This window comes from Rhodopseudomonas sp. P1, assembly GCF_039642825.1.
In the GTDB taxonomy this organism is placed as follows: domain Bacteria; phylum Pseudomonadota; class Alphaproteobacteria; order Rhizobiales; family Xanthobacteraceae; genus Rhodopseudomonas; species Rhodopseudomonas palustris_H.
Map to the genome: position 1 here is coordinate 2,624,679 of NZ_CP088006.1, position 21,762 is coordinate 2,646,440.

At 64.4% G+C, this 21,762-nt stretch carries 20 protein-coding genes and 1 tRNA gene; 15 read left to right on the forward strand and 6 right to left on the reverse strand.

All coding sequences use genetic code 11. The features are described 5' to 3' along the window. Window positions 1-13 precede the first annotated feature (13 nt). From LRC39_RS12180 to LRC39_RS12195, 4 genes are all read right to left on the reverse strand, one after another. Window positions 14-1,630, reverse strand: a complete 1,617-nt coding sequence (locus tag LRC39_RS12180; protein ID WP_346297438.1) for an ABC transporter substrate-binding protein — start codon at window positions 1,628-1,630, stop codon at window positions 14-16. A gap of 170 nt (window positions 1,631-1,800) precedes the next feature. Then, window positions 1,801-2,967, reverse strand: coding sequence for a M20 aminoacylase family protein (locus LRC39_RS12185; RefSeq protein WP_346297439.1), 1,167 nt, complete (start codon window positions 2,965-2,967; stop codon window positions 1,801-1,803). Window positions 2,968-2,995: 28 nt separating this feature from the next. Then, complete coding sequence (locus LRC39_RS12190) at window positions 2,996-3,778, reverse strand: VOC family protein (protein WP_346297440.1); 783 nt, start codon at window positions 3,776-3,778, stop codon at window positions 2,996-2,998. A 614-nt stretch (window positions 3,779-4,392) separates the two neighbouring features. Beyond that, a tRNA-Ser gene (locus LRC39_RS12195) sits at window positions 4,393-4,482 on the reverse strand. A gap of 300 nt (window positions 4,483-4,782) precedes the next feature. On the opposite strand from LRC39_RS12195, the gene LRC39_RS12200 reads away from it, so the two are divergent. From LRC39_RS12200 to draG, 3 genes are all read left to right on the forward strand, one after another. Continuing rightward, a complete protein-coding gene (locus LRC39_RS12200; protein ID WP_346297441.1) occupies window positions 4,783-5,787 on the forward strand; it encodes an AraC family transcriptional regulator in 1,005 nt (334 codons plus the stop codon). A gap of 185 nt (window positions 5,788-5,972) precedes the next feature. Next, window positions 5,973-6,731, forward strand: coding sequence for an NAD(+)--dinitrogen-reductase ADP-D-ribosyltransferase (locus LRC39_RS12205; protein ID WP_413776057.1), 759 nt, complete (start codon window positions 5,973-5,975; stop codon window positions 6,729-6,731). 11 nt (window positions 6,732-6,742) lie between these two features. Beyond that, on the forward strand, window positions 6,743-7,633 hold the full coding sequence (gene draG / locus LRC39_RS12210; protein WP_346297442.1) for an ADP-ribosyl-[dinitrogen reductase] hydrolase: 891 nt from the start codon (window positions 6,743-6,745) through the stop codon (window positions 7,631-7,633). 495 nt (window positions 7,634-8,128) lie between these two features. On the opposite strand, the gene LRC39_RS12215 is transcribed toward draG, so the two are convergent. Then, window positions 8,129-8,464 (reverse strand): GrlR family regulatory protein, encoded by a 336-nt coding sequence (locus tag LRC39_RS12215; RefSeq protein WP_346297443.1) that lies wholly within the window; start codon window positions 8,462-8,464, stop codon window positions 8,129-8,131. Window positions 8,465-8,859: 395 nt separating this feature from the next. Between LRC39_RS12215 and LRC39_RS12220 the strand changes: the two genes are divergently transcribed. The 10 genes from LRC39_RS12220 (at window position 8,860) to LRC39_RS12265 (ending at window position 18,966) form a co-directional block, all read left to right on the forward strand. After that, window positions 8,860-10,017, forward strand: coding sequence for a transporter substrate-binding domain-containing protein (locus LRC39_RS12220; RefSeq protein ID WP_346297444.1), 1,158 nt, complete (start codon window positions 8,860-8,862; stop codon window positions 10,015-10,017). Beyond that, window positions 10,014-10,679, forward strand: coding sequence for an ANTAR domain-containing response regulator (locus tag LRC39_RS12225; RefSeq protein ID WP_346297445.1), 666 nt, complete (start codon window positions 10,014-10,016; stop codon window positions 10,677-10,679). The genes LRC39_RS12220 and LRC39_RS12225 overlap by 4 nt, the downstream gene beginning before the upstream one ends. A gap of 11 nt (window positions 10,680-10,690) precedes the next feature. After that, a complete protein-coding gene (locus LRC39_RS12230; protein WP_346297446.1) occupies window positions 10,691-11,929 on the forward strand; it encodes an urea ABC transporter substrate-binding protein in 1,239 nt (412 codons plus the stop codon). Between the two features lie 115 nt (window positions 11,930-12,044). Then, window positions 12,045-12,917, forward strand: a complete 873-nt coding sequence (locus tag LRC39_RS12235; RefSeq protein ID WP_107344338.1) for an ABC transporter permease subunit — start codon at window positions 12,045-12,047, stop codon at window positions 12,915-12,917. Window positions 12,918-12,928: 11 nt separating this feature from the next. Beyond that, on the forward strand, window positions 12,929-13,993 hold the full coding sequence (locus tag LRC39_RS12240; RefSeq protein ID WP_263988304.1) for a branched-chain amino acid ABC transporter permease: 1,065 nt from the start codon (window positions 12,929-12,931) through the stop codon (window positions 13,991-13,993). Then, window positions 13,993-14,715 carry an ABC transporter ATP-binding protein gene (locus LRC39_RS12245; protein ID WP_011157964.1) on the forward strand — a complete coding sequence of 241 codons (723 nt, stop codon included), beginning with the start codon at window positions 13,993-13,995 and terminating at the stop codon, window positions 14,713-14,715. The genes LRC39_RS12240 and LRC39_RS12245 overlap by 1 nt, the downstream gene beginning before the upstream one ends. After that, window positions 14,708-15,421, forward strand: coding sequence for an ABC transporter ATP-binding protein (locus tag LRC39_RS12250; protein WP_346297447.1), 714 nt, complete (start codon window positions 14,708-14,710; stop codon window positions 15,419-15,421). The genes LRC39_RS12245 and LRC39_RS12250 overlap by 8 nt, the downstream gene beginning before the upstream one ends. A gap of 24 nt (window positions 15,422-15,445) precedes the next feature. Continuing rightward, complete coding sequence (locus tag LRC39_RS12255) at window positions 15,446-16,435, forward strand: acetamidase/formamidase family protein (RefSeq protein WP_346297448.1); 990 nt, start codon at window positions 15,446-15,448, stop codon at window positions 16,433-16,435. Window positions 16,436-16,449: 14 nt separating this feature from the next. Continuing rightward, a complete protein-coding gene (locus LRC39_RS12260) occupies window positions 16,450-18,189 on the forward strand; it encodes a nitrilase-related carbon-nitrogen hydrolase (RefSeq protein ID WP_346297449.1) in 1,740 nt (579 codons plus the stop codon). A gap of 15 nt (window positions 18,190-18,204) precedes the next feature. Beyond that, window positions 18,205-18,966, forward strand: a complete 762-nt coding sequence (locus tag LRC39_RS12265) for an SDR family NAD(P)-dependent oxidoreductase (protein WP_346297450.1) — start codon at window positions 18,205-18,207, stop codon at window positions 18,964-18,966. A gap of 304 nt (window positions 18,967-19,270) precedes the next feature. Here LRC39_RS12265 and LRC39_RS12270 read toward each other — a convergent pair whose 3' ends face one another. Next, entirely contained in the window at window positions 19,271-20,215 is a 945-nt protein-coding gene (locus LRC39_RS12270) for an ABC transporter ATP-binding protein (RefSeq protein ID WP_346297451.1), read from the reverse strand. A gap of 102 nt (window positions 20,216-20,317) precedes the next feature. Between LRC39_RS12270 and modA the strand changes: the two genes are divergently transcribed. Next, window positions 20,318-21,043 (forward strand): molybdate ABC transporter substrate-binding protein, encoded by a 726-nt coding sequence (gene modA, locus LRC39_RS12275; RefSeq protein ID WP_346297452.1) that lies wholly within the window; start codon window positions 20,318-20,320, stop codon window positions 21,041-21,043. A gap of 6 nt (window positions 21,044-21,049) precedes the next feature. Continuing rightward, on the forward strand, window positions 21,050-21,745 hold the full coding sequence (gene modB, locus LRC39_RS12280; protein WP_346297453.1) for a molybdate ABC transporter permease subunit: 696 nt from the start codon (window positions 21,050-21,052) through the stop codon (window positions 21,743-21,745). Window positions 21,746-21,762: the final 17 nt, after the last annotated feature.

A 21,762-nucleotide genomic window follows, 5' to 3' on the forward strand; every position in this document is an offset into this window, starting at 1 on the left:
GGCGGAGTTGGCGCTATTCGGCCAGCCAAAGATCATGCCAGGTCGACGACGACCAGCGTGGCGTATTGGAGTGATTACGCGCCTTCGCGGTGATCACCGTGACGAACAATTGCTCAATGGGCATCCAGATGGGCAGCTCGGTATTGGCGCGGGTGACGAAGTCGGCATACAGCGCCTTGCGCTTGGCCGGATCGACTTCGGTGGCGGCGTCGTCGATGATCTTGTCGATCGTCGGGTCTTCCCAGCCCCATTGGTTGGTCCAGGGCGCGCCCTTCGGCTGACCGGAGCGATACCACACCGTGGTCGAGACCGCAGGATCGTTGCGATACTGGTGCCAGCCGGTGGCGAGATCGAAGACGTGCTCGTCATAGACCTGCTTGAGGAAGCCGCCGCCGTCGTTGCGCACCACCTCGACCTGGATGCCGACCTCACCGAGCGACTGCTGGATGAAGGTCGCCCACAGCGAGATATCCTCGCCCCACGGCGCGGGCAGCAGCCGCAGCGACAGCCGGTTGCCGCCGACGCCGGGCTTCAGCCCGGCCTCGTCGAGCAGGGCGATCGCCTTCTGCTTGTCATAGGGATATTGCGGCGTGTTCGGGCCCGGATAGAAGTCCGTCGAGGTTGAAGGGATCGGGCCGGTGCCGAGCTTGGCGAAGTCGCCGAGGAAGTTCTCGATGAAGAACGGCACGTTGATGGCGTGCGCGATGGCGCGGCGGACGCGGATGTCCGACAGCTCCTTGCGGCGGAAGTTGAACTCGATGGTGTTGGTGCGGGCGTTGCCTTCGTTGCCCTTGGTGGAGACGACGAAGCGCTTGTCCTTGCCGAGCCGAGCCATATCGGAAATCGTCAGACCAGAGAACGGGCTGAGCTGCAGTCCGCCGGCTTCGAGCTGCGCGGCGGCCGCGGCGCGGTCGGTGATCACCTTCCAGACGATGCGGTCGAGATAGGGAGCGTTCGGCCGCCAGTAATTGTCGTTGCGGTCGGCGATGATGTACTGGCCGCGCTCGTACTTGTTGAACTTGAAGGGGCCGGTGCCGACCGGCGCCAGGTTGGCCGGATTCTGGCGGATGTCGCCGGTCTCGTAGATGTGCTTGGCCGAGACGTAGCCAAGATCCGGCAGCGCGCGCAGCAGCAGGTTCAGCGGCATCGGCCGCTCGTAGCGGAAGATCGCGGTTTGCGGATCGGGCGTGTCGACCGCGGTGAGGAACAGCTGCAGGGTCGATCCGTAGTTGAGGATCTTCTTCCACATATTCATCGCCGTGAAGGCGACGTCCTCGGAGGTGAACGGCTTGCCGTCGTGCCACGTCACGCCCTTGCGCAGCTTGAAGGTGATGGTCTTACCGTCGGGCGTGGATTCCCAGCTCTCCGCCAGCACGCCGACCGGATTGCCGGCCGCGTCGAGGTCGACCAGCGGTTCCTGGATCTTGCCGCCGATGATGTAGACGCCGGTCGAGGCCTGCAGGCTCGGATTGAGCTGTCGCTGTTCGGCGCCATAATGGACGTTGAAAACGCCACCCTTGCGCGGCGTCTCCTGGGCGAAGGCGCGCATCGGGTTGATCACATTGGCGGCGATCGCGGCCGACGTCAGTAGCGCAGTGCGGCGGCTAATCTCGATCCGCGAGAGGGGCATCGCTTCTCCTGGAATGCTTGTGATTGCGGTGCAAAACGGCTGGCGGTCCGGGACGATACTTTGTGAGGCACGTTCAAACCATGCTGATTTTTCCGTTCACTGGGTGATTTCGTTCCATCGATTGCGGTCAGCGCAGGTCTAATCTTTCATTGATTACGGAAATGCGCTGCTCACAAAGGCAGCGCGCGCTCCACCAGCTTGGACCAGTAGGCGATGCCATAAGGAATCGCAGCATCGGCAAAATCGTAGCGCGGGTGATGCAGCCCGGCGCTGTCACCATTGCCGAGAAAGATCAGCGCGCCCGGGCGCTGTTCGAGCATGTAGGAAAAGTCCTCGGCGCCCATCATCGGGGCAAGATCGCGATCGACCTGGTCGTTGCCGGTGATGGCAGCGGCCGTGTCCGCTGCAAAAGCGGTCTGTTCAGCGTGGTTGCAGGTCACCGGATAGCCGCGCTCGTAAGTGACCCGGGCCGTCGCCCCATGAGCCTGGGCAATCAGTGTTGAGAGCTCCGCGATGCGGGCCTCCAGCCGGTCACGAACCTTGCCATCGAGCGCGCGCGCGGTGCCGACCAGATTGGCCTTCTGCGGGATGACGTTGAATGCCGAGCCGGCATGGAAGTTGGTGATCGAAACAACCGCGGAAGCAAGCGGGTCAAGCGTTCGAGATACGATCGTTTGCAGCGCGGTGACAATCTGCGCCCCGACCACAACCGGATCGATTGAATGCTGCGGCCGTGCGGCGTGACCTCCGATGCCTTCGATCTCGATTTCGACGCGGTCGGTCGATGCCATGACCGCGCCCGTGCGCGTGGCGAACTGTCCGATCGGAAGGCCGGGTTTGTTGTGCATGCCATAGACCTCGTCGATCGGGAAACGGCTGAAGAGACCGTCCTCGATCATCGCCTTGGCGCCGGCGCCGCCTTCCTCTGCCGGCTGGAAGATGAAGGCCACCGAGCCGTTGAAATCTCGCGTGGCGGCCAGATGCTTGGCTGCGCCGAGCAGCATTGCGGTGTGACCATCATGGCCGCAAGCGTGCATCCGGCCGGGCGTCTGCGATGCGTAAGCGACGCCGGTGTCTTCCTCGATTGGAAGCGCGTCCATGTCGGCGCGGAGGCCAATAGCGCGATTGGCGCTACGACCCCGACCGTGCACCAGGCCGACAACGCCGGTTCGTCCCAGCCCCGTCACCACCTCGTCGCAGCCGAACTGACGCAGCAGATCGGCGACCAAAGCCGAGGTGCGGTCGAGGTCGTACATAAGTTCCGGATGAGCGTGGATGTCTTGGCGCCAGACGGTCGCTTCATCCGCGATGGTGGTGATGCGGGGATCGATGGTCATACTGTGATGATCTCCTTTGACGGACAAGTCAGCCGATGAATTCGAGCGGCGCACCGTGCGACAGCGTGATGTCGAGCGTCGTCGGAGGAGCGCCTTTCAGCCCGATCGCGAACGGGCTTTCGCCGCGTGACTCAAGGTGTGCGGCGACACGCTGCCCGGCCGGACCTTCGGCAGTGGGTGTGATCAGGGTGATGGCGCTACGATCCGCGGGAAGATGCGCGACGCGGACGCCCAGTCCAGGCAACGCATGGACGTCGGCAGCAGGTTCTCCAAACAGTGCCGCGTACCGACCGACACTCCGGTCGATGTCCGTGACCGCAACAACCACCGAACCGATGCCCAAAGCACCATTGGGGTGCTGCCGCACGGCGCCCTCCGGAACGCGCAAGGCCCGCGGCGTGACGTCGCCGCAGAAGAAGGGGGTATCGCTCTGCTTCGAGCGTGCGGTCTTCCAAATCAGCCGCTCTCCATCGGGACGCTCTCGTCCGCCGTCTTCCGGATTCTCGAAGTCCAGACCGCGAGACTGCGCCGCTGCCACGTCCGCATCGATATTGCGCGGCAGCAGTGCGTAGTCGACGAGGCCCGGGCCGGAGCGGTCGAGCACCTGCCACCAGCGGAAGTCGGGTGCGGGACGGTCGAAGGCAATCAATTCGAAATACGAACCATCGCCGAACACAACCAATGCGTTGCGCGAACCCCGGCCAGGATGCTCGCCGCCGGCCTCCACGGTGAAGCCGAGGCGGCGATAGTCGGCAATAGCCTGGTCGAGATTGGCGACGGCGACGACAACGTGATCAATCTGAAATCCCATTTCACTCCCTCTTGAAGCCTGCTCGTGCACAATAGCTCGATATCTCTGACCATGTTCAAGTGTTTGCCAGCGCATCCCGTGGATGTCTGTCACTTGTAGCAATAGTGGCGTTCCAGAAGTTCGTTGAATAGTGTGCCTCATACACGCCGAAGCTGCGATCTTGCCTGGGGTGTCGGAGATTGACTGGGGTCGGATCCAGTGCTGCCCGTGGTGCCGATCTCTGTCGCAGGGCCAATCCGCGTGCGCATCAGCTGCAATTGGGCAGTGGCGCTATTGCTGCAGCGAGACGCGGCCTGTCGGTGATAGCGGTTGTCTTTACCCGAGGCTCGATCAACTCGGTCGCAGAGACCGCAATCCCCGTTGCTCCGCAGTTCGTCGAATTATGATCGACAGGGCATCTGCGCGAGCCAGACGTCGCGACTTGGCAGTTCCTGCCTCAGGTTAACGGCTGTCCTTATGAGATGACTTAGCCATCCAAAGAATGAGACTCTCCAAAAGGCTGAATGACGGCATCCGTTGATGCCGGTGTCCAAATATGTCGCCCAAGCGACCATCGACGGCTTTACGCCGGAATTTTGCATTATATCGCGCGGCGGCGCGCAAATCGGTAAGGCTGGCGGAAGGGGTGGGATTCGAACCCACGGTACCCTTGCGGGCACGCCGGTTTTCAAGACCGGTGCCTTAAACCACTCGGCCACCCTTCCGGACCGGGAGCCGTCGTCATGGCAAGGCAGGATCAAGGCCGCCGGCCAGCGGTTGCGACGGCGTCCGCTGCGCTTGTTTAGGGTGGATTGCCTGGCGGGGTCAACGGCTTGCCTGAAAGCCTTTTGAAACCCGACGGCCACGATCAGCCCGGCGCGATGTCCGACTTTGGTTAAAGCGGTGCGCTCTGCGAGCAGTTCCGTACCGGTCCTGAGCGGTGCCGCGGATAAGGGCGGATTAGGGTTAATCAATTGGTCTCTTGCCGCGGGGCCGAGGTTTCCCCGGGAAGTGAGTTTGTTGGAATGCGTAAGCCCGACTTTGACGTTCGTCCGAACGCCGAGCCGATCGATCATCCGCTCAATCGTGCCCCTGTGGTTCACACCCGCGACCCTGAAGCGATGCGCGAGGCGATGCTGTCGGTCTATGGGGCGCGGGATTTTGTGGCGGAGGCGGAGGGGTTCGAGGGATTCGGCAGCTATGTCGGGCTAGAGGGCGTGGGGCTCGGCTTCTGCGCCTATGCGGCGCCTGCGGTGGCCGAGTTCGACGAGACGGACTTCGCCCGGGTGCAGATCGCGCTACGCGGCAGCAGCCGGACCTCGTCCGGCTCGTCCAGCGTCGATGTCGATCCCGAGCATTGGTGCGTATCGTCGGCCGGTACACCGTCACGGCTCGAATTCGGCCCCGACTACCAGCAGATGATCCTTCGGATCACCACTTCGACGCTGACAGCCGCGCTGGAGGCGCTGCTCGGCGTCAAGCCACGCGGCAAGCTCACCTTCGCGCCGCATCTGTCCTGCGATGATCGTGGCGCGTCGGCGCTGCGCGATCTCGCTCTGTATGTCGCCCGCCACGTCGATCCGGCTGCTCCGGCCATGCCGCCGTTCATGCTGCGGGAGATGCAGCAGGCGCTGGTGGTGTCGTTTCTGAGCGTGACCCGGCACAATTACAGCAGCCAGCTCGACCGCGACGCCCGGGATACTGCTCCCGATTACGTCCGCGTCGCTGAAGATTTCATCGAGGCGTCCTGGAATCGGGCGATCACCATCGTCGAGCTGGCGGCGGTGACCAATGTCGGCGTCCGCAGCCTGTTCAAGGCCTTTCAGAAGCACCGCGGCTATTCGCCGATGGCGTTCGCCAAGGCGGTGCGGCTGAACAAGGCGCGCGAGATGCTGCTGTCGGGGGATCCGTCCCGCTCGGTCACCTCGGTGGCATTCGCCTGCGGCTTCACCAATCTCGGCCATTTCGCCAACGACTATCGCCGCCGCCACGGCGAGCTGCCCTCGGAAACGCTGGCGCGTCGGCGCTGACCGGCGCCCCGGCCTCCGCTTGGGCTGCTCCGTCGAGTTGCGCATAGGCAGGTGGCGTCGTCTTGGCTAACCATGTGGCGTCAGGACGATCGGGACGCGCCGCGGGCGGGCGCAGGAGCGGCAGAGCCGGCCAGGTGAGCGAAGACGGCAGCATCGGGCATTCCAGTAACCTCGTCGGGGTGCCGATGCGGTTTCTCACCGGCGTCGGCTTCAACGACGCGCCGGTGCCGCTGCATATCGCCGGCGTGCGCGAGATGAACCCCAGCCTGTTCGAGATGCTGGGGCAAGCGCGCGACCTCGCCGAAGCCGGCGAGGCGTTCGCCTGCTACATGACGGCGCTGTTCGGGATCGACGCCGAGCAGCGCGTCCGCGGCCGCGATGGCCGCCGCCGCTTCCGCTCGTCCTACCTCGATCTGATCAAGGGCTGGGGTTTCGACAGCAACGGCGCCGAGGGCGCGGTGCTGAAGGGCTGGGTCGAAAGCCGGTTCGGGCTGTTTCCGACCTTTCACAAGGAGCCGATCCGGCGGATCGCCAGTCCGGTGTGGACCGTCTATGTCGAACAAAAGATGTCGAGCCGCTTCCACAACAACGCGATCTTCGTCCAGCTCGATCTTCTCTATGAATTCTGCCAGTGGGCTTTGACGCATTTCTCCGCCACCGGCAGCACTCATGTGACGCTGTATCGCGGCGTCAATGGCTTCGATGAGCATCAGATCGTCGAGCGGCTCGACAAGCGCCACTGCATCATCCGCCTCAACAACCTGACCTCGTTTACCTCCGACCGGGGTATAGCCGATTGCTTCGGTGATACCATCCTGACGGTGCGGGTGCCGGTGGCGAAGATCCTGTTCTTCAATCGGCTGCTGGCCGCCCATCCGCTGAAGGGCGAGGGCGAGTATCTGGTGATCGGCGGCGACTATCGTGTCACCGCGAGCTACTTTTGAAAGGGCGCGCCATGACCTCGCCGAGCCTGCAAGACCGCGCGCTCGCCGCCTATCTGGGCTTCGCGATCGGCGACGCGCTCGGCGCCACCGTCGAGTTCATGACCAAGTCGGAGATCGCTGCGCGCTACGGCGTGCACAAGGACATCATCGGCGGCGGCTGGCTGCGGCTGAAGCCGGGGCAGGTCACCGACGACACCGAGATGGCCCTCGCGCTCGGCCGCTCGCTGATCCGCTGCGGCGACCTCGAACTTTTTGATCTCTGCGACGAATTCGCCGCCTGGCTGAAGACCGGCCCCGTCGATGTCGGCAGCACCTGCCGCCGCGGCATCCGCCGTTACATCACCACAGGGGAGATGCAGGGGGCGTATTTCGAAGGCGACGCCGGCAACGGCGCCGCGATGCGGATCCTGCCGCTGGCGCTCGCCACTTCCGGTCGTCCGGAGCAGGCCGAAGCGTGGACTATCGCGCAGGCCCACGTTACGCATCATCATCCGCTATCGGATGCCGCAGCGCTCGCGCTGGTGAAGATGTTGCAGACACTGCTGGCGGGGCAGGGGCAAACCGCCGCCCGCGTCATCGCTGACGATCTGGTGCAGGCTCACCGTATCTTCGGCTTCACGCCGTATCGCGGTCCAGCCACGGCTTACGTGGTCGATACCCTTCGCACCGTGCTGCACTACTATTTCGCGACCGGCAGCTTTGCCGATTGCCTGATCGCCACCGTCAACCAGGGCGACGATGCCGACACCACCGGCGCGCTCGCCGGAATGCTCGCCGGCGCGACCTACGGCCTTGCCGCAATCCCGAAGCGCTGGCTCGATCGGCTCGACCGCGAGACGGTCACGGCGATCCGCGGTCAGGTGCCGAAGCTGTTGGAGCTGGCGGCGGCCGCGCCTGGGTAGCGGTTCGCTTTAATATTGCCGCAAATGGGAAAGGCCCCGCGCTCTGCGGAGCCTCTCGCGCGACGTATCGATCTGGACGAGTGACGTCCCGAGATCATCCCGTTTGCAGGATTGATCCCAGCACGATCAGTGCTGTTCGATCTCCAGCAGTGCGACGAACTGGTGTATGAAATCGTAGATGCTCCAGTACAGCGCGCCGTGTGTATCGATGTCGTCGGTGCGAAACGCCTGTGCGAATGATGCCATGACTGCCACCCTTGTTTTTGTTGTGCCGCGGACGCCGCTGGCGTCGTCGCGGGAGCAGCCTCGGCCGGCACCACTTAACAACTGGTTGGAAGGGCAGGCGCTCGTACTTTGGAACGTTAGCGGACGTTGAACAAACGCCGCTGAGCGACAGAAATAACTACACAGATACCAAGCGGAACGGCATGTCGGGATTCTGGTCTTCAATAATTACCAGAGATGCGCGTGCTAAATGTCTCGGTTCAAATAAGCTCAATCGTCGACGCGGGTCAAAATGGCCTTCATCGGAAGGCCGGGTGTCTCGTGGGCGTAGCCTTCGATCGTGACGTAGCCATCCTTGGCGAGGCCATCGAAGATGATTTCGAACGGCTCGATCCCGAACACCGACAGCCGCGAATGATCTGACGAGTAGCGCACCCCGCGCAGATTCCCGCTCACTGTCAGTCCCTTCTCCGAATAGGCTCCGGAATACAGGAACGTGGAGTCGCCGCCCTGGATCTTGCCGTCGTGAAGAAAGATCACGCCGTGCGACTTCTTTCGCGCCGTCTCGAACTCGGCTTTGTAGAATCCTCGAAGATGATCGGTCATGTCCGCCCTTGCGATCGCTGAGGGTGCTCTACCACTCCAGGTTTAGTAAGAGAAGCGGTGGATGCATCTGGAGTTGAAAAATGCTGCGGGAGCTTAGGCGAGGCGGTGCGGCGAGGGCGTTCTGATCGCACGCGAAGTCGCCGGCGAGCGGTCGATCGCGGTGCATCAAATTGCTGCACAAAGGCGGTAAAAGCGGCAGGTTTCGCATCAACAATGCGCTTGACTTGAACTACGAACTCGACGACCGTAATCGTCAAGCGTTGGGCAACTAAGCCCTGAGACGCAAAGAGTTTTGAACCATTTCCGACACCGCGCTGATCGATGCGCGTTTGGTTGGTGGCGAAAGCGCCCTCGGCTCGACAGCCGGTGGGCGCTTTTTGTTTTTGGACACAGGCATGACGAAGCGACTGCGCATCGGTGTGATGTTCTCCACGACCGGCTCCTACGGGGCGGTCGGGCGCACCATGCTGAACGGCGCGATGCTCGGTCTCAGCGAGGTGGCGACCAGCGGAAACGGGCCGGAGATCGAGCCGGTCATCGTCAATCCCGGCGGGGACCTGTCGCAGTATCGCGCGCTGGCTCACGAGCTGCTGGCCTCCGGTGTGCGGCAGGTGATCGGTTGCTACACCTCCTCGAGCCGCAAAGAGGTGATTCCGTGCTTTGAGAAGCACGATGGCCTGTTGTGGTACCCGTCGCACTATGAAGGCTTCGAGAGCTCCGACAACGTCATCTATACCGGCGCATCGCCAAACCAGCACGTGCTGCCGTTGGTCGATTATCTTGCCGCCAAGCACGGAAAGCGCGCGTTCTGCATCGGATCGAATTACATCTGGGCGTGGGAGAACAACCGGATCTTCCGCGAAGCGCTGATCGCGCGCGGCGGCGCGGTGCTGGCGGAGCGCTATCTTGCGGTCGGGGACACTGACGTCGATCGCGCCATCGCGGCGATCCTGGAGCAGCGCCCGGATTTCGTGTTCAACAATCTGATCGGTACCAGCGCCTACGCGTTCTTCCGTGCGTTTCGCGCGGCCTGCCGGGCGCGTGGCATCGACCAGGCCGCCGAGATCCCGGTGGCGAGCTGCACCCTGGCCGAGCCGGAGCTTTCCGAAATCGGCGCGGAAGCGGTCGACGGGCATCTGTCGTCGAGCGTGTATTTCGCTTCGCTGGCAGGCGCGGCCAACGATGCCTTCACCCAGGCTTACGCGACGAAATTTCCGGATGCGCCGCCGACTTCGGCGGATGCGGAAGCCTGCTACATCGCGGTCAAGCTGCTCGCCGCTGCTCTGCAGCAGGCCGGCACCGATGAGGCCAGCGCGGTGCGCGCGGCGGTCGCCGACCAGCGCCTGATCGCTCCCCAGGGGGAGGTGCGGATCGATCCGCAGACCTATCACGCCTGGCTGACGCCGCGGATCGGACGGTCGACGGCGGCGGGTCAATTCGAAGTGTTGCTCGAAGCGCCTGAGCCGATCGCGCCCGATCCGTATCTGGTGCAAACCTCGCCGCGGTTCGCCGCCGCTATGCGTTCTCCATTGTTGAGGCTGGTGAAGTCATGACCTTCCGACCGGTTCAGAACTTCAAGGGCGGCCGCGCGCTCGTGGTGATGGAGCGCACGGGCAGGGAAGGCGCGCTGGAGCCGACGCTGGCCAAGCTCGGCGTCAGCTGCGAGATCGCCCCGATCGTCGACGGACGGGCGCAGATTGACCTCGCTTCGCTGGTGCCTGATCGCGACATGCTGTTCGTCGACGGCGATCTCGACGGTGTGCTGACAATGGAGCTCAATCCGCTGTCGCAGCTGCCGCCGGTGCCGGTGATCGGGCTGGTCGGCGTCGAAGCGCCAAGCCGGCTGAAGGCACTGGTCAATCTCGGTGCCACCGCGTTCCTGCGCAAGCCGGTGCACGGCGGCGCCGTGTACTCGGCGCTGTTCATGGGCATCAACCAATTTCTCCTGCGTGGCGGGATGCAGGAGCGCCTGCAGACGCTCGAGGAGCGCCGTCGCGGCCGCAGGGCCGTGCTGCGCGCCGTGGTCCAGCGGATGCGGGACAGCGGCCTCGACGAAGACGGCGCTTACGACCAGATCCGCCGGGAGAGCATGCGCGTGAGGCAGAGCCTGGAGAGTTACTGCGAGGATCTGCTGAGCCGACGGGCGAGGCCGCCCGATTCGACTGGCCACACCGGCACTCCGCCGCTGCACCGTGGCGACAAACGAGCGATGTAGGAGACAGCAACATGACCGGAACTGTATTACGGGGACTGCATGCCGCAGTCCTCACGGGGACGCTTGTCCTCGCGTCAGGCGCGGCGCTGGCCGCGGAGAAGCCGATCAAGCTCGGCGTGCTGGAGGATCAATCGGGCGATTTCGCGGTGGCGACGATCGGCAAGGTCCACGCCATCCAGCTCGCCGCCGACGAGATCAACAAGGCCGGCGGCATCATGGGCCGGCCGCTCGAACTGGTGGTGTACGACACGCAGTCCGACAACACCCGCTATCAGGAGTTCATGCGCCGGGTGCTGCAGCGGGACAAAGCGGATGCGGTGTTCGCTGGCTTCTCCTCGGCTTCACGCGAAGCCTATCGGCCGATCGTCGATCAGCTCAATGGTCTCGCCTTCTACAACAACCAGTATGAAGGCGGCGTCTGCGACGGCCACATGATCGTCACCGGTGCGGTGCCCGAGCAGCAATTCTCGACGCTGATCCCGTGGATGATGGAGAAGTACGGCAAGAAGGTCTACACGCTCGCCGCCGACTACAATTTCGGCCAGATCTCGGCCGAGTGGGTGCGCAACATCGTCAAGCAGCACGGCGGCGAAATGGCCGGCGAGGAGTTCATCCCGCTCGGGGTGTCGCAGTTCTCGCAAAGCATCCAGAACATCCAGAAGGCCAAGCCGGACTTCGTTGTGACGCTGCTGGTCGGCACCGCGCAGGCTTCGTATTACGAACAGGCGGCCTCCGCCAACGTCAACCTGCCGATGGCGTCCTCTGTCAACGTCGGGCAGGGCTACGAGCACAAGCGTTTCAAGCCGCCGAGCCTGAAGGACATGTACGTCACCACCAACTACATCGAGGAAATCGACTCGCCGCAGAGCAAGGCGTTCCTGGCCAAGTTCAAGGCCAAGTTCTCGAACGAGCCTTACGTCAATCAGGAGGCCGAGAACTCCTATCTCGCGGTGTATCTCTACAAGCAGATGGTGGAGCGGGCGAAGTCGACCAATCGCGACGAGATCCGCAAGGTGATCGCGCAAGGCGACGTCTGCATGGACGCGCCGGAAGGCAAGGTCTGCATCGACCCGAAGAGCCAGCACATGTCGCACACCATCTATCTGGCGCACGTCAATGCCGATCACTCGATCGACTTCCCGAAAGTCTGGCCGGACATCAAGCCGTATTGGCTTGGCGAGGCCGGCTGCGACCTGACCAAAAAAGATCCGATGGCGCAATACACGCCGTCGAACCCGCCGCCCAAGTAAGTGCGGCGGCCCGCTCCGGCGCACCCTGACGCGCCGGAGCGGCTGCTCTGCCTCCACGAACTTTCGTCGGGCCGCCGGAGTCGCGGCCTTCCACGCCCACCTTGCTGGACGTCAGATGGACATCGCTACCTTCGCCTTCGCGGCGCTGTATCAATTCGCCGACGCCTTCGCCTTCCTGGTGCTGTCGGCCTGCGGGCTCGCCGTCATCTTCGGCATGATGGGCGTCATCAATCTCGCCCACGGCGAGTTCATCATGTGCGGCGCCTATGTCACCGCCACCGCTGTCCACGCCGGATTGCCGCTGCCGCTCGCCATTCTGGCCGGGGCGCTGGTGTCTGCGGTGGTGGGCATGCTGGTCGAGTTCGTGGTGGTGCGGCATCTGTATGAACGTCCGCTCGACACCATCGTGGCGACCTGGGGCCTCAGCCTGATTGCGACCCAAGGGACGCTGATCGTGATCGGCTCGACGATGGCCGGCGTCGGCACGCCGTTCGGCAGCTTTCAGGTCGGCGCCTATTCGTACTCGATCTACCGGATCGTGTTGTTCCTGGCTGCGCTCGGCGTGCTCGGATCACTGTACGCGCTGTTCAATTGGACCTCGTTCGGCGTGAAGGCGCGCGCCACCATCCAGGTGCCGCATATGGCGGACGCGCTCGGCGTCGACACCCGCTGGATCTACAGCCTGACATTTGCCTGCGGTGCCGGCCTCGCCGGGCTTGCCGGCGGGCTCTACGCGCCGACCATGACGCTGGTTCCGACGATGGGCGCGACCTTCCTGATGGAGGCGTTCGTCACCGTCGTGATCGGCGGCGCCGACGTGTTCCTCGGCACCGCGCCGGCCGCCGCGGTCCTCGCGGTGGTGAAGTCGGCGATGACCTCCTGGCAGGGACAGCTGTTCGGCCAGATCGGCCTGTTGGTCGCGGTGATCATTGTGGTCCGGGTACTGCCGAAAGGCATCTCCGGCTTCCTGCTGCGCGAACGGACCTGAGGGAGGCGAGGGTGAACGGTTTGATCTCTCTCTTCCGCCGGCTCGAAGGCCCGCAAACCAAAGGTCGCGGCAAGCTGTTCTGGTCGGTGTTCGTGCTGGCGCTGCTCGGCGCGCTCGCCTATCCGATGTTCAGCGACGGCTACACCGTCGGCAACACTGCGTACTTCTTCGTCTGGGTGTTCATTGCGCTCAGCCTGTGCCTGATCTGGGGCTACGGCGGTGCATTGTCGTTCGGCCAGACCGCATTCTTCGGCATCGCCGGCTACAGCTACGGCATCCTGACGCTGAACTTCGGCGCGGCGTACGGTTTCACGCTGGTCGCGGTGCTGGCGGCGATCGCGATCGCCGCGGTGGTGGCGCTGCTGCTCGGCTACTTCATGTTCTTCGGTCGGATCGAGGGCGTTTTCCTCGGCATCGTCACCCTCGCCGTGACCTTGATGCTGGAGCGCTTCATGGCCCAGACCGCCGGACCGGAATGGCGGATCGGCGCGGCGCGGCTGAACGGCTTCAACGGCATGAGCGGAATGCCGCCGATCACCATTCCCTGGTTCGACGGGCCGATCGTGCTGTTCGCCGATGTCGGGCTGTACTACCTGATCCTGGCGCTGGTGGTCGTGGTCTATCTCGGCCTGCGCATCCTGGTGAACTCGTCGTTCGGCAACGTCATCGTGGCGATCCGGGAGAATCCGGAGCGCGCCGAAATGCTCGGCTACGACATCCGCAAGTATCAGCTCGTCAATTTCGTCATCGGCGCCGGGCTCGCCGGGCTGTCGGGCGTGCTCTACACCGCCTGGGGCCAATACATCACGCCGTCGAGCATGGGCATGACGTCGGCAGCGCTGCCGCTGATCTGGGTCGCGGTCGGGGGCCGCAGCGATCTGACCTCGACGCTGGTCGGCACGCTGGTGGTGCTCGCCGGTTTCCAGGCCCTGACGATCTACGGCAGCCAATACGCACTGGTGGTGATGGGGCTTCTGCTGGTGCTCACCGTGTTGATCGCGCCGAACGGTCTGGTGCTGGGAGCAATGAACGTGATCGGCCGGCTCGTCGCCCGCGCCAAGGGAGGACGGAACTGATGGCGCTGCTGCAACTCCGCGGCCTGAACAAGCATTTCGGCGGCCTGCACGTTACCAATCAGGTGAACCTGTCGTTCGAGACTGGCGAGATCCACTGCCTGATCGGCCCCAACGGCGCCGGCAAGAGCACGCTGTTCCGGCTGATCCTCGGCGAATACGCGCCCGGCTCCGGTGAGATCTTCTTCGCGGGCGAGAACATCACAGCGCTGAAGTCGTTCGCGCGGATCGCGCGCGGGCTCTCGGTGAAGTTTCAGGTGCCCGGCGTGTTCAAGGGGCTGTCGGTGAGGCAGAACCTCGAGATTGCGCTGCAACGGACGCGGCACGGCGCCGAGCTCGATCAGGAGATCGATCGGCTCCTGGCGTTTCTCGGCCTCGAAGCCGAGCAGAAGCAAACCGCGGGCAATCTCAGCCACGGTCAGAAGCAGTGGCTGGAGATCGGCATGGCGACCAGCCTAAAGCCGCGGATGCTGCTGCTCGACGAGCCGACGGCAGGGATGTCGCCGGAAGAGACGTTCCAGACCGGCGAGATGGTCAAGCGGCTCAATGCCGGAGGCATGACGGTGCTGGCGATCGAGCACGACATGGCGTTCGTCCGCCAGGTCGCGCAGCGCGTCACTGTGCTGCATCTCGGTCAGGTGTTCGCACAGGGCTCGATCGACGACATCGTCGCCGACGAGCGGGTCGCGGCGATCTATCTCGGGCAGGCTCATCACCATGCGTAAGGAAGTCATCCTCAACACCGTGGGACTGCGGGCCGGCTATGGCGGCAAGCCAGTCTTGCAGGGCCTCGAGATCGAAGTCCGCGAGGGCGAGATCATCGCGGTGATCGGCCGCAATGGCGTCGGCAAGTCGACTCTGATGAAGAGCCTGATTGGACTGATCCCGGCGATGGACGGCTCGATTGTTTTCCGCGGCGATCCGGTCGAACATCTGCCGGCATTCAAGCGGGCGCGTCTCGGCATTGGCTACGTCCCGCAGGGGCGCGACGTGTTTCCGCGCCTCAGCGTGGGCGAGAACATCGCGGTCGGGGCGTCTATCAAGGGGCGGCTGACCGAACAGCAGCGGCGCGAGGTGGTCGAGACGTTTCCGATCCTCGGCGAACGCTGGAGCCAGCGGGCCGGCACCATGTCCGGCGGTCAGCAGCAGCAGCTCGCAATCGGGCGCGTGCTTGTCGCGGATCCCGAGCTGATCCTTCTCGACGAGCCGTCCGAAGGCATCCAGCCGAACATCGTCCAGGACATCGCCCGCGACATGGTCGCGCTGAACGCCAAGACCGGCGTCACGATCATTCTGGTGGAGCAGAACCTCGACATGATCCGGGCGATGGCGCAGCGCTGCTACGTCATGGACAAGGGCCGGATCGTCGCCGACCTCGACCGCGCCGCGCTCGACGACGAGGCCGAGATGCGCCGCCACCTCGCGGTGTGACCGAAATCAACAAAGGAGACCAACATGGCCTGGCAGACTGAATCGATCATGGCGCGCAAGGGCGTCGCCAAGGGCGTTCGCGGCGCGACCCACACGCTCACCGAGGCGCAGCAGGGCAAGTATCACTACGTCTATGGGCCTTATTTCGACAAAGTCCTGACCGTTGATCCCGGCGCGGTGGTGGCAGCCGAAACGCATGATGCGTTTGAAGGCGCGATCAAGAGCGAGACCGACGTTCCGTCCAAGATCCTGAACTTCCCGTTCCTCAATCCGCAGAACGGCCCGATCTGGGTCAATGGCGCCGAGAAGGGCGACACGCTCGCGGTGTACATCGAGAGCATCGTGCCGCGCGGGCCGCAGCCGCGGGGCACCACGGTGGTGATGCCCGAATTCGGCGGCCTTGTCGGCACCGGCAACACCGCGCTGCTCAATCCGCCGCTACCGGAGCGGGTCAAGAAGCTTGAAATCACCGCCGAGCACGGCACCAAATGGAACGACAAGATCACGCTGCCGTATGAGCCGTTCATCGGCACGATCGGCACCTCGCCGGAGATCGAAGCGATCTCGTCGCTGGTTCCGGACTACTACGGCGGCAACATGGATCTGCCCGACGTCGGCGTTGGTGCCATCATCTATCTGCCGGTCAACACCGCGGGCGCGCTTTTGTATTTCGGCGACTGCCACGCCGCGCAGGGCGACGGCGAACTGTGCGGCGTTGCGATCGAGCATCCGACTGTCACCACGGTGCAGATCGATCTGATCAAGGGCTGGCCGATCCATTGGCCGCGGCTGGAGACCAAGGACTTCATCATGACGATCGGCTCGGCGCGGCCGATGGAGGATGCCGCCCGCATCGCCTATCGCGAGCTGTGCCGTTGGATGGCGGCGGATTACGGCTTCGACGAGATCGACGCTTATATGCTGCTGACGCAGGCCGGCCGCGTCCGGCTCGGCAACATGGTCGATCCGAAGTACACGCTCGGCGCGTCGATCAAGAAGTCGTTCCTGGTGTGAGGGGAGCGACGGCGATGTCGCAGCTGCTGAAGGTCGCTACCGTCCAGTTCGAGCCGATCATGGCCGAGAAGGAGCGCAACATCGCGCGCCTGCTCGAGCTGTGCGAGGAGGCGGCGGTGGGAGGCGCCAAACTGATCGTCACCCCGGAGATGGGCACCACCGGCTATTGCTGGTACGACCGCGCCGAAGTGGCGCCGTTCGTCGAGTCGATCCCGGGGGCGACCACGTCGCGGTTCGCCGAACTGGCGCGCAAGCACGATTGCTACATCGTCGTCGGTCTTCCGGAAGTCGATGAGGACGGCATCTACTACAATTCCGCCGTCCTGATCGGCCCGGAGGGATTGATCGGGCGTCACCGTAAGACGCATCCCTATATCTCCGAGCCGAAATGGTCGGCGGCGGGCGATCTGCACAATCAGGTGTTCGACACCCCGATCGGGCGGATCGCGCTGCTGATCTGCATGGACATCCATTTCGTCGAGACCGCCCGGCTGATGGCGCTCGGCGGCGCCGATATCATCTGCCACATCTCCAATTGGTTGGCGGAGCGTACCCCGGCGCCATACTGGATCAGCCGGGCGTTCGAGAATTCGTGCTACGTGATTGAGAGCAACCGCTGGGGGCTGGAGCGCACCGTGCAGTTCTCCGGCGGAAGCTGCGTGATCGCGCCGGATGGCGGCATCGCTGCGGTGATTGATGGCGGCGACGGCGTCGCCTTCGCCGACATCGACCTGGAAGCGGCGCGGGCGCGGCGGATCGGCGGTGAGGCGGTGTTCCGGCAGCGGCGGCCGGAGCTGTATCCCGAACTGCTGACCGGCACCTTCAGCTGGAATCCGTACGACTTCTTCGGCCTGTACGGACACGAGGCGTGGCCGAAGGGCAAGCGCTCCAAGCTCAGTGCCGCGCAGTTCGCCCCGAGTGGCGACGTTAATGCCAATCTCGATCGGATCGAGGCGCTGGCGCGCCAGGCGGGAGCGGACGGCGCCGAGATGGTGGTGTTTCCCGAGCTGAGCCTGACTGGGTTTGATAGTCCGAAAGGCCTTGCGATCTCTGTGCCGAGTGCCGCCACCGACCGGCTTGCGGCGCTGGCGGGCGAGCTGTCGCTGTATCTCGTCTGTGGTCTCGCGGAGCGCGACGGCGATATCTTCTACAACAGTGCGGTATTGATCGCGCCGGACGGTAGCCTCACAACCTATCGCAAGACCCATCTCACCGAAGACGAACGGAGCTGGGCGCAACCCGGCGACAGCTTCGTCGTGACCGATACGCCGCTCGGCCGCGTCGGTCTGCTGATCGGCCACGACGCGATGTTTCCCGAAGCCGGCCGCGTGCTGGCGCTACGCGGCTGCGACATCATCGCCTGCCCGGCTGCGATCACGACCCGCTTCAGCACGCCGCATGCGGGCACAAGCGTCAAGCAGCCGGAGCCAATCCCGACCGGCGCCGATCCGCACCACTGGCATCACTTCAGGGTTCGGGCCGGCGAGAACAATGTGTTCTTCGCCTTCGCCAATGTGGCGGATATGGCGCGCGGCTATCCGGGCCTGAGCGGCGTGTTCGGACCGGACACGTTCGAGTTTCCGCGCCGTGAGGCGCTGATCGGGAGCGAGGAGGGCGTAGCCACCGCGACGATCGACACCTCCAATCTCGACAGCGTGTATCCGACCAACGTGGTGCGGCGGAAGGATCTGGTGGCGATGCGGATGCCGCACAGCTATCGACCGCTGGTGCAGGCTGTGGCCGGCAACTACTAACCAAGGGGAGCGAGCATGGATCTAGGATTGAAAGGCGCCAAGGTACTTGTCACCGGCGGCACCAAAGGTATCGGCCGTGCGATTGCCGAGACCTTCGCGGCGGAAGGTGCGCATGTCGGCCTCTGTGCACGCAATGCAGCCGAGGTCGAGAGCGCGGTCGCTGCACTGAAGGCGAACGGCGTATCGGCGTTCGGCGGTGCCGTCGACGTGTCCGATGGCCCGGGCTTGAAAACGTGGGTTGCCGAGATGGCGGCCAAACTCGGTGGCATCGATGTCGTGGTCGCCAATGTCAGCGCGCTGGCGATCGGCTCGGACGAAGAGAGCTGGGCGAAGGGCTTTGCCACCGACATGATGGGCACCGTGCGGCTGATCGACGCCGCGATGCCGTTTCTCGAACAGAGCCCGCAGCCGGCGATCGTCACCGTGTCCAGCGTCTCGGGGCGAGAGATCGATTTTGCCGCCGGGCCCTACGGCACCTTCAAGGCGGCGATCATCCACTACACCCAGGGGCTGGCGTATCAGCTCGCCGCCAAGGGCATCCGTGCCAACACCGTTTCGCCCGGCAACACGTATTTCGAGGGCGGGGTATGGGAGCAGATCAAGAACGGCAACCCCGATCTCTACAACACCGCGCTCGCGCTCAACCCGACGGGGCGGATGGGCACGCCGCAGGAGATGGCGAACACCGTGGTGTTTCTGGCCAGCCGTGCCGCCAGCTTCATCACCGGCACCAATGTGGTGGTCGACGGCGCGCTCACCCGAGGCGTGCAGTTCTGAGGCACTACACGTAAAGTTGTGCTGCCGTCATTCTGCCCGATGGAATGATGATGTTACCAAATACCTCTGGGAGGTGAGCAAGCCGAAATAACTACGTGCCGCGTGCTGATCAGTTGCGACGCGGCGTGTCGATCAGGCTATACAGCCGCGTTCTGGGTGGTGGGGGCCGCGGTGTCGAGTAGCAGCAGTAACTGCGCGGTCTGTCGATCGGCAACGGAATTGCTGCGCGCGCGCCCGCTGGTCGAGGGCTACGAGCTTCGTGACTACGCGTGCCCGCAATGCGGCGGCGTGTTCAAGATCGTCGTCAAATGCGAGGAGGCTCAGCCTCGGCAGCCGCCGAAGCCGGACAAATCTTGAGCGCTTCATCGGATGTCGACGCCGGGCGCTGTACGACCGCGTTGTCGATTCGCAACGTCACCGCGTCGCCAATGTCGAGCCCGCTCGATTCAGATAAACGCAGCCGCAGCTTGCAGCCGTCGACCAGCACCGCGCAGACGCCGCTTGCGTCGCGCTCGCCGAGATAGATGCCAGTGACGACAAACGGATCGCGGCCCGGCGCAGCGACCAGTGACTCTGCCGGTGTGCCGTCGAACACCACGCGGCCGTGCTCGATCCGGACGACGCGGTCGGCGAGGCGAAGGATCTCGGATGCGTCGTGGCTGACCAGCAGGGTGGTGGTGCCGAAGCGGCGATGCAGCCGGACCAGATCGTCCTGCAGCTTGCGTCGCATCGCCGGATCGAGTGCCGACAGCGGCTCGTCCAGCATCAGCAGCGACGGCCGCCGCGCCAGCGCGCGGATCAGCGCCAGCCTCTGCTTCTGTCCGCCCGACAGCCGGTCCGGCATGGCGTCGGCCAGCCCATCAAGCTTGACCAGTTGCAGCAGTTCGTCGACCTCATCGCGAGGCGCGCGTGATCCAATCGCATAGTCGACATTGCCGCGCACAGTCATGTTCGGAAACAGCGCGTAGTCCTGAAACACCAGCCCGATCGAGCGCTTTCGCGTCGGCAGGTTCACCCGCGCCGCGCTGTCGCTCCACAGCGTTTGGCCGACGTGGATGCGGGCCTCTGCCGGTCGCGTCAGCCCCGCCGCGGCGCGGAGCAGGGTGGTCTTGCCGGCGCCCGAAGGACCGGTGATCGCCACCAGCGATCCCGGCGCGATCCTCAAGTCGACATCGAGCCAGAATGGTCCCGCCGGCCCGCTCAGCGGTGTGCGGACGCGTAGCGCGATATCGTCCGTCCCATTCTCCATTGCCTGCCTGCCTAGTGCGATCGTTGTGTAGTGAAATATACAACGATCGCTGTCTCTGCTAGCCAGAGGTCGGCGAGCGGATGCAAGGGCGAGGGGGTTGGAATGGCGTGGTCGATCAGATCGGCGGTGATGGGCGTGGCCCTGGCGTCGTTCGCGGCGCCGGCGTTTGCGGATGAAACGACGCTGGCCGCAGGCGCAGGCTATCGGCGGCCGATCGCCGAACTGGCCGCTGCCTATGAAAAGCAGTCGGGCGACAAGCTTTTGCAGGTGTACGGCCACATGGGGCAGGTGCTGGCTCAGGCGCGTGAAAGCACCCAGATTACCCTGGTGTGCGGCGACAAGGCTGTTCTGGAAAAGGCCAAGGATCTCGGCTTTGCGCAGATCGCGCCGCTCGGCCTCGGCCGGCTGGTGATCGCCTATCGCAAGGGCCTGACGCTTGCGAAGCCGGAAGATCTCGCGGCGCCCGAGTTCAAGCGGATCGGCATCCCGGATCAGGCCAGCGCCGTCTATGGCAAGGCCGGCCGCCAGTTTCTCGAGCGCAGCGGGCTGGCCGCAACGATCGATGCTCGCCTGGTGCCGGTCGCCACCGTGCCGCAGGTAACGAGCTACGTCGCCAGCGGCGAGGTCGATGCAGGCTTCATCAACGTCACCGATGCGATCGGCGCAGCGGGTAACATCGGCGGCTATGTCGCGGTCGACAGCAAGCTGTACGATCCGGCCGAGATCGTCTGCGCCGTGCGGGCCCCGGCGGCGAAGGCGGCCGATGGTTTCGTGCAATTCCTCGGCACCGAGCCGGCTCGCACCATCCTGCAGCGCTACGGGCTGTAGGCCGCGATGCTCGCTGCCGCGATCGAGGCGCTGCGCGATCCGGCGCTGATCGCGCCCGCGCTGCTGTCGGTGAAAATCGCCGCAGCGACGCTGGTGCTGCACATCGTGCTCGGCACGCTGCTCGGCTGGGCGCTGGCGCAGCGATCGTGGCCGGGCCGCACCGTGCTCGACGCGGTGGTGACGATCCCGCTGGTGTTTCCGCCGATCGCGCTCGGCTTCTTCCTACTTCTGCTGCTTGGACGCCGCAGCCCGGTCGGGCAGTGGCTCGACAACAGCTTCGGCTTCAGCTTCGTGTTCTCGGTGGAGGGCGTCCTGCTGGCCTCGGTGATCGCCGGCCTGCCGCTGGTGGTGAAGCCGATCGAGGCGGCGATCGCCAGCGTCTCCCGCAGCCTCGGTGAGGCATCGCGGACGCTCGGCCGCAACGAACTGGAGACCTTCCTGTTCGTGATCCTGCCGAACATCCGCGGTGCGATCGTCGCCGGCTTGGTGCTTGGGACCGCGCGGTCGCTCGGCGAGGTCGGCATCACTTTGATGCTCGGCGGCAACATCGTCGGCAAGACCAACACGATCTCACTCGAGGTCTATAACGCGGTGTTCAATGGTGAGTACCGCCGCGCGGCGGTGCTGTCGGCGCTGCTCGGCGTGGTGTCGCTGGTGGTGTTTGCGGTGCTGCGGCGGGCATCGCGACCTATCCCGCATTGAGCGGCTCTGCGGGAGGA

Excerpts from the sequence above, each read along its gene's own strand:
- LRC39_RS12245 (WP_011157964.1), top strand. The coding sequence starts at position 13,993 with ATGGCGCTGCTGCAACTCCGCGGCCTGAACAAGCATTTCGGCGGCCTG.
- LRC39_RS12215 (WP_346297443.1), bottom strand. The coding sequence starts at position 8,464 with ATGACCGATCATCTTCGAGGATTCTACAAAGCCGAGTTCGAGACGGCG.
- modA (WP_346297452.1), top strand. The coding sequence starts at position 20,318 with ATGGCGTGGTCGATCAGATCGGCGGTGATGGGCGTGGCCCTGGCGTCG.
- modB (WP_346297453.1), top strand. The coding sequence starts at position 21,050 with ATGCTCGCTGCCGCGATCGAGGCGCTGCGCGATCCGGCGCTGATCGCG.
- LRC39_RS12180 (WP_346297438.1), bottom strand. The coding sequence starts at position 1,630 with ATGCCCCTCTCGCGGATCGAGATTAGCCGCCGCACTGCGCTACTGACG.
- LRC39_RS12185 (WP_346297439.1), bottom strand. The coding sequence starts at position 2,967 with ATGACCATCGATCCCCGCATCACCACCATCGCGGATGAAGCGACCGTC.
- LRC39_RS12205 (WP_413776057.1), top strand. The coding sequence starts at position 5,973 with ATGCGGTTTCTCACCGGCGTCGGCTTCAACGACGCGCCGGTGCCGCTG.
- LRC39_RS12235 (WP_107344338.1), top strand. The coding sequence starts at position 12,045 with ATGGACATCGCTACCTTCGCCTTCGCGGCGCTGTATCAATTCGCCGAC.
- draG (WP_346297442.1), top strand. The coding sequence starts at position 6,743 with ATGACCTCGCCGAGCCTGCAAGACCGCGCGCTCGCCGCCTATCTGGGC.
- LRC39_RS12270 (WP_346297451.1), bottom strand. The coding sequence starts at position 20,215 with ATGGAGAATGGGACGGACGATATCGCGCTACGCGTCCGCACACCGCTG.
- LRC39_RS12260 (WP_346297449.1), top strand. The coding sequence starts at position 16,450 with ATGTCGCAGCTGCTGAAGGTCGCTACCGTCCAGTTCGAGCCGATCATG.
- LRC39_RS12190 (WP_346297440.1), bottom strand. The coding sequence starts at position 3,778 with ATGGGATTTCAGATTGATCACGTTGTCGTCGCCGTCGCCAATCTCGAC.
- LRC39_RS12265 (WP_346297450.1), top strand. The coding sequence starts at position 18,205 with ATGGATCTAGGATTGAAAGGCGCCAAGGTACTTGTCACCGGCGGCACC.
- LRC39_RS12255 (WP_346297448.1), top strand. The coding sequence starts at position 15,446 with ATGGCCTGGCAGACTGAATCGATCATGGCGCGCAAGGGCGTCGCCAAG.
- LRC39_RS12225 (WP_346297445.1), top strand. The coding sequence starts at position 10,014 with ATGACCTTCCGACCGGTTCAGAACTTCAAGGGCGGCCGCGCGCTCGTG.
- LRC39_RS12250 (WP_346297447.1), top strand. The coding sequence starts at position 14,708 with ATGCGTAAGGAAGTCATCCTCAACACCGTGGGACTGCGGGCCGGCTAT.
- LRC39_RS12220 (WP_346297444.1), top strand. The coding sequence starts at position 8,860 with ATGACGAAGCGACTGCGCATCGGTGTGATGTTCTCCACGACCGGCTCC.
- LRC39_RS12200 (WP_346297441.1), top strand. The coding sequence starts at position 4,783 with ATGCGTAAGCCCGACTTTGACGTTCGTCCGAACGCCGAGCCGATCGAT.
- LRC39_RS12230 (WP_346297446.1), top strand. The coding sequence starts at position 10,691 with ATGACCGGAACTGTATTACGGGGACTGCATGCCGCAGTCCTCACGGGG.